Raw genomic sequence first — 8635 nt, 5'->3', positions numbered from 1 at the left:
AACAGCGTTGAAGTACATCAGAGAATAAGTCACCATTTGATTTTCTACGATTGTCCGACATAAATGCCGCTTGATTAGCGTAATGCAGGGCATATTTATTATCAGTTTTATGATGTACGCCACGATGCAAATCGCGGAAACGTGCGTTAAAGGATTCCGCGAGATTGTTGTTTATACCTTTTGCACTAAAGGCTTCTTGATGATTGACAGACCAGCGTGTGTAATGAAAGTCAAGGTTGTTATAGGCTGGGTTTTCATCGCACATAATATCGCTGCCAGCGGTGACGAAACGTTGGTTTAAGGCGAATACGGTATTGGCACTTTCGGTGTAATCCATTGCAACAATGGTACGGTTTGAACCCCACATTTGTTCATCGTTGGCAGAACGTTGGTTTAGGCTGATAATACAGCGTTTAGTCGGTCTAAATTTAGGAAATTTCCTTCCTTTTTCGTATTGGCGTTGTTTGTAGGTGTTTTTGCGATAGTTAGGCTTGCGTAGCGTGAAGTTAATCCATGCTCCATCTTCGTGAATTTCACCTTGCATTGGGCGTAAATCACGCGTTTTGAATAAGGCTTCACGCAGCTTATGGCAAAGTACAAAAGCAGTTTTGTAGTTGATGTTGAGATGGCGGCTAATATCAATAGCACTAATGCCTTTTGAGCTATTTACCATCAATAACGTGGTGGCAAGAATATCAACTAACGGGAGCTTGTGAAAAGCGAAAATCGTGTTGGTGGTAATATAAAAATAACGTTGGCAATGTTTGCAACACCAGCGTTTGCGAGATTCGAGAAAATAGGCGTGGTGGCGAATGCCGCAATGCGGACAACAAACATCGCGAATGTTATCAGGATTGCCCCAGCGTTTTACTTTGAGCAGGTGAAAGGCTTCGCTTTCGGTTAAACGGAAAATATCTTTTAGTCTGATATTTTTGGATTTACTTGCTAATAGGTGATGTTGAGCCATTGTGAATTTCCTTGTGTAGTACAAGGCATTCGAGATTTGCTAAACGCTAGACATAAAAAATTGTCCACTTGAAAATTCAAGTCGACTCAAAGCGTTTATGCCTAGAATACCGTTAAGTACACCACAAGGAAACTTGTGGATTTTCAAATAAAAATGGCGACAAACTTAAAATAGAATCTTGATATAAATGCAAGGTTCTACGCCTATTGGTTCATCTTACTTCCAATAAGGAAATGTTAGGCTTAATTAAATAGTGGTTCGTTGGCAAATTGTAGTCATTCTTGGTGGGAATTTTTTCCTAAAGAATGAGATTTGAATGTAATCCTAAATGATGGATCCGTCAAGTAAAACAACCCCTTTCGGGGTTGTTTTAAAGTATGAATAATCAGGTTCTAGTTGTTCGTTGAACCTTGATAACCTGTTCATAGCCACAACAAGGACATTTAGATTTTCTGTCATAAAAATCTGTGGTTGTATTATGTACATCTGTTGTGTAGTAATGAGAAAACTGATCTTGACCTAAATAACGCGATTGAGTTGTGCTTGTTTGGTGTGTAGCTGTATGCTGCATATCAAGTTTCTCATATTCAGATAGCTTGCTTGTGATGAAACAATATTGACATTGGTATTGCTTCCTCTTTGACATATAAAATAGATAAAGACCAATAATGATAGCACCAATCAGATATAAGCCATCTCTAATACCTGTTGATGAGTTCATATTGAACGGAATCACTATTATTGCAATAACCCCAACCAACGCAAGCAAATTGGCTGGAAGTTGTTTCTTCTTGTCTTGCTCTTTTAAGACATTTCTTATTTTATCTGCTTCCTCTTTAGAGGCGGCTTGAGAAAGCAATTTAAGTAAAATCGCTTTATCAGTCTTAATGTCAATTTTTCTATTGTTAAAATTAGTCTTAAATACCGTATTGACAAGATTATCTACTTTAGGTGAAAAATTGAATTTTCTACTAACAAATGGATAAATAATTTTAAATAGATTGACAATAATAAACTTTAACATAGTGACACCCTTTTAATAGGATATGTTATTTATAACATCACAAGGCGATTTTCTAGTAATCTGTAAGGGATTTGGTAAACAGCTTCTGCATACAAAACTAGAGTTAATCAAATAGAGTATTTTTTCAATAAAAAGCAACCTATTACTAGGTTGCTTAGACTGTAAGATGAAGATTATTATAGGTTTCTTATTCCCATTTTATTGGTATAGAATCCACTAATTTCCAACGTACTTTATCATCATTACCATAATGCAAGAATATATCAGGTCTTTCATCTTTATTTTCAAATTCTTTCTTGACACTATCATATTTTACAATCTTAATTTCAGCATCAACTAACTTTGTTGCTATACATGCAGAATCAGAACTAACCACAGTTCCATTAAGTAAACCCAAAGAACCTCTATAGGTTGTGGTGTTTACATTGCAACCATGACGCATAAAGTCTTTCAGACTATCTAATTTTAAATTCATTTTCACCCTGTAAAAGGCTTTTTCTGAGAAATCCTCTAACTTAGAAATTAAATCTATTTGTTTCTGTGAAGGCTCTATATAAAACATTAATTGATCGAAAGGTTTACCACCCGCTTCTTCAATGCTAAAAGATGAAATTAAATTTTTTAAATCTAATTTAACTCTTCCTTTATCTTTATAAAGGGCGTGTTCATATTCAATATTTGGAGCATAAGCATTTTCAATTTCATATGATCTTTCGGAAAGCAAATATTTTTTGGCATCATCAAGGTGTTTCTTATAATCACTCTGCAATGATTCAAAATTTTTCTCTAAATACTCTGTGGCTTCCGCCTTTTTACGCTCTAATGAATCATCGTTGTTACAATCATATCTAGGAAAATATTCACTATTTCTCAGATCTATCTTATTTTCAACAAAATAATCCATATATTCATGACGACTTAGCATGCTGTTAGCAGAGATCATTTCTACATCTGAACGACACATATTTTTTATGTTGTTAGGAAATCCAGCTTCATCTAAATTTCCTGATTCTCGATAAGAAAGATCATAATAGGACATGTCATTATATACCGACGATAAAACATCTAACGTGCAAAGTGTGGCAACAGTAGGGAAAATGAATTTTCCAAATTTGTTAAAATTCATGATTATTCTCCTGTTTGTTGCGGTTTATCGCTTTTTTCGTATTGTTTCTTACTAAATTTTGCAAACAAGTCTTTCGGATATGTACATACTATCTTTAAGTAAGTTTTGAGAAAATCGGGAGAATTAACGTCAAGCCCAGCGGTTTTACGGTGAGCAACGTAGCAGCCAACGATGAGATAAAAGTAGATGATTTCTTTCATAATTTGTACTTAAATGCCTAATTTGATAGGTTAAATTTGAGTGAAGATATGGTTTTGTGCGTGTGTAATTTAGTTGTTTTATGATAGAATTTGACTTATAAATTAACTAGCAACAGGTAGTGTCTATTACCTTCCCTCGTTGTGGGTAAGCTAACCTGATAGTGGGTGATACGGTGAGTGTGAACGAAAAAATCCGAAAAGTCAGAGAATCTAAAACATGGTCGCAAGAGCAAATGGCTGAAAAGCTGAATATGTCATTAAATGGCTATGCTAAAATTGAACGCGGCGAAACAAAGCTATATTTAGACAAACTAGAACAAATTGCCCAAGTGTTTGATATTGATGTTGTGGAGCTGATGCAGTCTGATGGTAAAAATATCTGTTTCCAAATTGAATCGCCACTAGGATCAGTCTATCAAGGTTGTGGGGAGACTCAAATGCTGATTGAAATTGAGCGGTTGAAGTTGGAGCTTTCTCACGCTAGAGAAAAGGAAGGGTTATTGAATAAGTTACTTGAACAGAAGGATAATGAGATTAACGGACTAAAGCAGTTATTGCTAGCAACAAAACCGAAGCCATAAAGTAAATATTGATTTTTATATACCTTAAATAACCACAAAATCGTTTGATTTCATATGTTCTAACATCTAGTCTAAATGGTTTGATATGATGAGCTAAATGATATCATGCTTCTGTGTTGTTTGTCTTTTGTATATTAAAAGAACAATGTACTCTACTTTTTTGATAAATTTTTGCTACAATACACCTGTAAATTAATATTCAAAGGAATAAAAGCACCATGACACTTCTATCGTATCAGCTTTTTATATTTAACGATGATTTTTCTCACCTTAGTGTTAATGATGAGAAATCATTATCGTTTCTAAGAAGCTTTACTGATTTCTTGCCACAAAGGAATCAAGGTATTGAATTTGAAGTTAAAGATAATAAGCTTACTCAGAACGTTATTGATAGCATTGATTTACGCTCTCTTGACAATAAGTGGAGTATTGACTTTAAACCTAGACAAATTTTATTAGCTTATAATCATAACTCCACTAATGAAACCTATTCTTTAGGTGATTTTCGTAATGATGTTTTAAATTTAATTACTAAAATATCAGCAGAGATTTCTTTTGATAAGTCCATTAGATTAGGTTTTGTTCGAAATGCTATAGATGAAAATAGTCAAGATTTTATAGGAGAAAATACAAGCTTTCCTAACGAAAACGTATGTAAAAATGAGATTATAGAAAAAACTATTCGTTTAGGTCTTAGAAAAAAAAGTTCAAGACTAGGAGAGCTTATAAACCATGTTAAATCAAAAACGTATTCTTTAGATGCCATGATAGGAAATACTAATTTTTCAGGCATTCATATACTTGATGATATAAATACTCTAACATCAAATTTAAATCCTAGATTTGGTGTTAAAGAAATTGGATTATTTTTAAATGAAATTGAATCTGTTCTGGAGGGATAAGAATGAACTCTTTGAAGAAGAATTTATTTTATTCTGACCATTTAGAGTCAAGCTTAAAAACTTTTATTCCTAGAACGACTTATGTAAGAGAATCTTTTTCTAGTAATATAAGTTATGATATTAATTTATTTACATCATCTGATGTTCCTATTGAGTATTTAAACAATGAAAATTTTAAAAATGAATTAATTTCTAAATTCCAAAGTAAATTTATAAATTTCATGATGTTTGAAGAGGTTGTTGAAGATTACTCTAATTCAATAGAGTTAGATTTATTAGATTACTTTGATAGAAACTCATATGTAACTGGTCAATGGTTTTCTAAGCTATTCACAGATTTCATCAATAAACCAAGAATGTTAGTAAATTTACTAAAAATCCTAGCTAAATTGAAACATGATACACTTCCTAATACTCATATCTGCATAGCTGCTTTATTATCCAATAAAGATGTAGAGGTGAAGGATTTTGCTATTAGAGTTTTTGAATCTTGGGGAGATTCCGCGTCATTAAAAATTCTTGAAAATACTGCAGAAATCTCACCAAAATGGCTAGAAGATTATAAACAATCAGTAATTCAAGATCTTAAGAAAAATCCTAGTTTAGTAAATTAATATGTCGTTTCTTATTAGAAAAATAACTAAATCTAAATGGAAAAACTCGAATGATCCCGAAGGGCTTGAAGAGTTAGAGATTAATAAGTTATCATCAGATGCTATTACATCATGTCTAAGAACATCAAAAAACTCATTATCTTTTTGGGAAGTATCAGATATTAATGATAACTCTACTTTAGAAAATAATATTGATCTAAAAAATGTTATTTTAGCATTACTAACGAGTCCTAAAAGTGAAGATGTGAGTGCTTTGGATATAGTATATTTCGAAAAGAATGAAGATATTTTAAAAGAAAATGATATATCTCTTGATAAGACAGATGGAGATACCATTGATGACAATCTAAAATCTTTACATATAGATTTATGCAATTTAAATCATAAGAGCTTAACTTTTATTGCTAACAAAATGTGTTCGTGTTTGAATCAAAATCATCATAAAAGGTTCACAAAAAAGTCATTAAAGGATCTTTTAAAAGATTATGTTCAGAGCAATAAAGAATTACTACCTAAGCTTACTTCAAAGTTACAAGAAAAACTGGGTGATTGAGTGAAATATTAGATAAAAGAGATACTAGCTTTATTATTTTAATGGAAATTTGCTTGTTTAGTTAGTATTCAAAGAGTTGTGAAAATTTATATATAATAATTTAAGGTGTAATGGAAAATTTCATGTTTTTCCATTACGCCTAATTTAATTTTACTTTTCAGATAAGAAATTAAAAGAAATCTCAAAAGCGACTTGCATATCTCTCGGCATTTTTCGATAGCACTTGATTAACTGTTTTTCCTTTTCATTCAGTTTACTTTCACTAGTAGAGCTACGAAACATGTTTCCTTCTCCACACATTAACCAATTTAAATCTATATTCATTATATCTCTAACTTTGATTAAAACTTCAGCACTAGGAGTTCTCTCATTAAGTAAGTAGTTTTGAAGCGTACGATAAGGCATATTAAGTAATTCAGCTAGGGTTTTGATATTCACCCCTTTATACTCCATAACTTCTCTTAAACGATTACTTATACCCATTTTTGTATTCCATGTTGACTTTAATGTAATTCTCGAGTATGATTAAATCATCTTATATACCCATATTATACATTTTTCGAAGCAATGACTCAACATTTTCTCCTCTCCAGCAAAGCCCGCACGCTTTCGCCTATCAAGATGGCACAGCTATCTGATAGCGAAGCTCGTTCTCTGCTATACCAAATCCGTTGGGGAAGTGAGGAAAATGTCGTATGTCCGAAATGTGGCATACAACATGTTGCTTATCGCATTGCCAGCCGTAATCAATGGCGGTGTAAACATTGCCATCATACCTTTAGTGTGACATCAGGCACTATTTTTGCCGACCGCAAATTGTCTATTCAGACTTACCTTTACGCCATTGCTTTATTCGTAAATGCCGCCAAAGGCTTATCTGCTTGCCAGCTCTCGCGTGATTTAAACGTGCAATATAAAACCGCATTCACGCTTGCACACAAAATCCGTGAAAGTCTGCAAATTCAAAAACAGCTTTTCCCATTGTCTGGTGAAATTCACATTGATGGTACTTACGTCCATTCCGCTCCACGCCCTAAAAATAAGAAAAATGAACGTGTTGATAGACGTTTAAAAGCGAATGCAAATCCGAATAAACGTTCTATTTTGGTGATGCGAAACCGTTATAGTGAAGCGGAAACGGCTCAAAATCCGCACTTAATTGGTGCGAAGAAAACCTTAACGTTTCAGATTTTATCGGAAAATACCCAAGTCGTGAATAAACTTGCCACCACCTACATTAAAGCAGGTAGTCGCATTCACGCAGACGAAAATTCCGCTTATGACGAGTTAATGGTTCGCTACGATTTGCATCGCGTAAACCACCAAAAAGAGTATCGCAGCGATGAAGGTATTACGAACAATCTTGCCGAAAGCTATTTCAGCCGTTTCAAACGTATGATTATTGGCACGCATCACAAAATTAGTAACAAATATCTCGATAATTACTCCAACGAATGTGCTTATCGTGAAGATAATCGTCGTGTTGATAACCTTAGCTTGTTCAACAGCACGTTAGAGCAATGCCTTTCAACGGATAACACAACCGACTGGCAAGGCTATTGGCAGGGTAATCACCGCCCAGCAGAAAGGCTCATAATGTAATGGCAAAGAAAATTTACCTTAGTCAAATTCAGGCGAAAATCGACCTCTTACAGCGTGAGCGAAAGCAAGTATTAGAACATCTTGAATTGGTTGATAACAAAATCAAAAAGCTCCAAGATGCTTTAGAAGTGATGGAAGCCGAAGCTTTGACTAATGAATACGATACCGAACTTTATACTTACCGCACTTACAAGCACAGATTTAATGGTAAATTAAGACAAATGGTGTTAGCGGTACTCAAGGCTCAACCCGATCATTATTTCACCGTCAATGAACTCACCGAAATTGTTCTAATCAAGGACGGACAAGAACCTATTATCCGTCCACAACATACTGTTTCCGTGCGTGGGGCATTAAAGCATTGGCTAACAAAAGACGTAGTCGAGCGGTTAGGGATGGGGGTAACTGATGTAAAATGGCGACTCAAACACAAATAGCGGTATTTCTACCGCTATTTACTCTTTATTCAAATGTTCTTAATCGCCAATGAACCGTACCCTCTATTAAGCGTTTTTCCACCAACGATTTATTATCCAAATAGTTTAATGAACAAGCAATGGTTTGTGATTGTTTATACGGTAACGCATCTTCAACTTCTTGCCCGTCTAATTTCATCGCCTGACGCGTAATTTCCCTCACATTCAACCATTTTGATGGCTCTTGTTTAAGTATTTGAGCAATTAATTGTTGAGGTGAAGTTTGAAAACGAAGATTCCTAAATTTTGGGTTTGCAGGTTGGGATTGATTCTGATGCGATTTTGTGTGATTTAACACGACACGATAATCTAAAAGTTTCTGTTCGACATCTTTCAAGGTCTTATTGAGTTGCTTGATTTGATTTGCTATCTCTTTCTTTTCTTCTTCGATTAAAGCAATTTCTTCTTCAAGCGCAGTTTCTAAGATTGATTTTGATTTCTCCATTGATTATTCTTACCTTTAATAGAAAAGATAAGAAAATGTAGCAGAAACAAAGCATTAAATCTTTGTGCAACTGCTACATAATGCCGGGAAATCAAACGAAAAATGACCGCACTTTCAGAATAAAAAAATCGGCAGAGAATTTCCT

12 protein-coding genes are annotated in these 8635 nt (G+C 34.0%); 6 read left to right on the top strand and 6 right to left on the bottom strand.

Features of this window, described 5'->3' with window-relative positions; all coding sequences use genetic code 11:
* The 4 genes from HMPREF9096_RS0108820 to HMPREF9096_RS01870 all read right to left on the bottom strand — a co-directional run.
* Window positions 1–967: IS1595 family transposase (locus HMPREF9096_RS0108820; protein WP_032803559.1), on the bottom strand; the 967-nt coding region annotated here is incomplete at its 3' end.
* Window positions 968–1352: 385 nt separating this feature from the next.
* The gene (locus tag HMPREF9096_RS01860; protein ID WP_009500736.1) at window positions 1353–1991 is read right to left on the bottom strand and encodes a hypothetical protein; all 639 of its coding nucleotides are present in this window, start codon (window positions 1989–1991) and stop codon (window positions 1353–1355) included.
* Window positions 1992–2178: 187 nt separating this feature from the next.
* Entirely contained in the window at window positions 2179–3117 is a 939-nt protein-coding gene (locus HMPREF9096_RS01865) for a hypothetical protein (RefSeq protein WP_009500735.1), read from the bottom strand.
* Window positions 3118–3119: 2 nt separating this feature from the next.
* Window positions 3120–3317, bottom strand: coding sequence for a hypothetical protein (locus HMPREF9096_RS01870; protein ID WP_009500734.1), 198 nt, complete (start codon window positions 3315–3317; stop codon window positions 3120–3122).
* A 173-nt stretch (window positions 3318–3490) separates the two neighbouring features.
* Here HMPREF9096_RS01870 and HMPREF9096_RS01875 point away from each other — a divergent pair, with 173 nt between their 5' ends.
* The 4 genes from HMPREF9096_RS01875 to HMPREF9096_RS01890 all read left to right on the top strand — a co-directional run bounded on the left by HMPREF9096_RS01875 (window position 3491) and on the right by HMPREF9096_RS01890 (window position 5967).
* A complete protein-coding gene (locus tag HMPREF9096_RS01875) occupies window positions 3491–3898 on the top strand; it encodes a helix-turn-helix domain-containing protein (protein WP_032803556.1) in 408 nt (135 codons plus the stop codon).
* Window positions 3899–4116: 218 nt separating this feature from the next.
* The gene (locus tag HMPREF9096_RS01880; RefSeq protein WP_009500732.1) at window positions 4117–4800 is read left to right on the top strand and encodes a hypothetical protein; all 684 of its coding nucleotides are present in this window, start codon (window positions 4117–4119) and stop codon (window positions 4798–4800) included.
* 2 nt (window positions 4801–4802) lie between these two features.
* Window positions 4803–5414: a hypothetical protein gene (locus HMPREF9096_RS01885; RefSeq protein ID WP_009500731.1), complete on the top strand. Its 612-nt coding sequence runs from the start codon at window positions 4803–4805 to the stop codon at window positions 5412–5414.
* 1 nt (window position 5415) lies between these two features.
* Window positions 5416–5967: a hypothetical protein gene (locus HMPREF9096_RS01890; RefSeq protein ID WP_009500730.1), complete on the top strand. Its 552-nt coding sequence runs from the start codon at window positions 5416–5418 to the stop codon at window positions 5965–5967.
* Between the two features lie 150 nt (window positions 5968–6117).
* Here HMPREF9096_RS01890 and HMPREF9096_RS01895 read toward each other — a convergent pair whose 3' ends face one another.
* The gene (locus HMPREF9096_RS01895) at window positions 6118–6450 is read right to left on the bottom strand and encodes a helix-turn-helix domain-containing protein (protein WP_009500729.1); all 333 of its coding nucleotides are present in this window, start codon (window positions 6448–6450) and stop codon (window positions 6118–6120) included.
* 84 nt (window positions 6451–6534) lie between these two features.
* On the opposite strand from HMPREF9096_RS01895, the gene HMPREF9096_RS01900 reads away from it, so the two are divergent.
* Window positions 6535–7569, top strand: coding sequence for an IS1595 family transposase (locus HMPREF9096_RS01900; protein ID WP_009500727.1), 1035 nt, complete (start codon window positions 6535–6537; stop codon window positions 7567–7569).
* Window positions 7569–8006 (top strand): hypothetical protein, encoded by a 438-nt coding sequence (locus tag HMPREF9096_RS01905; protein WP_009500726.1) that lies wholly within the window; start codon window positions 7569–7571, stop codon window positions 8004–8006. The genes HMPREF9096_RS01900 and HMPREF9096_RS01905 overlap by 1 nt, the downstream gene beginning before the upstream one ends.
* A 25-nt stretch (window positions 8007–8031) precedes the next feature.
* Here HMPREF9096_RS01905 and HMPREF9096_RS01910 read toward each other — a convergent pair whose 3' ends face one another.
* A complete protein-coding gene (locus HMPREF9096_RS01910) occupies window positions 8032–8490 on the bottom strand; it encodes a hypothetical protein (RefSeq protein WP_009500725.1) in 459 nt (152 codons plus the stop codon).
* Between the last annotated feature and the right edge of the window lie 145 nt (window positions 8491–8635).

This window comes from Haemophilus sp. oral taxon 851 str. F0397 (genome assembly GCF_000242295.1).
GTDB lineage: Bacteria > Pseudomonadota > Gammaproteobacteria > Enterobacterales > Pasteurellaceae > Haemophilus.
The sequence above is the reverse complement of the archived record's forward strand: the minus strand, read 5'-3'. Positions and strand labels throughout refer to the sequence as shown.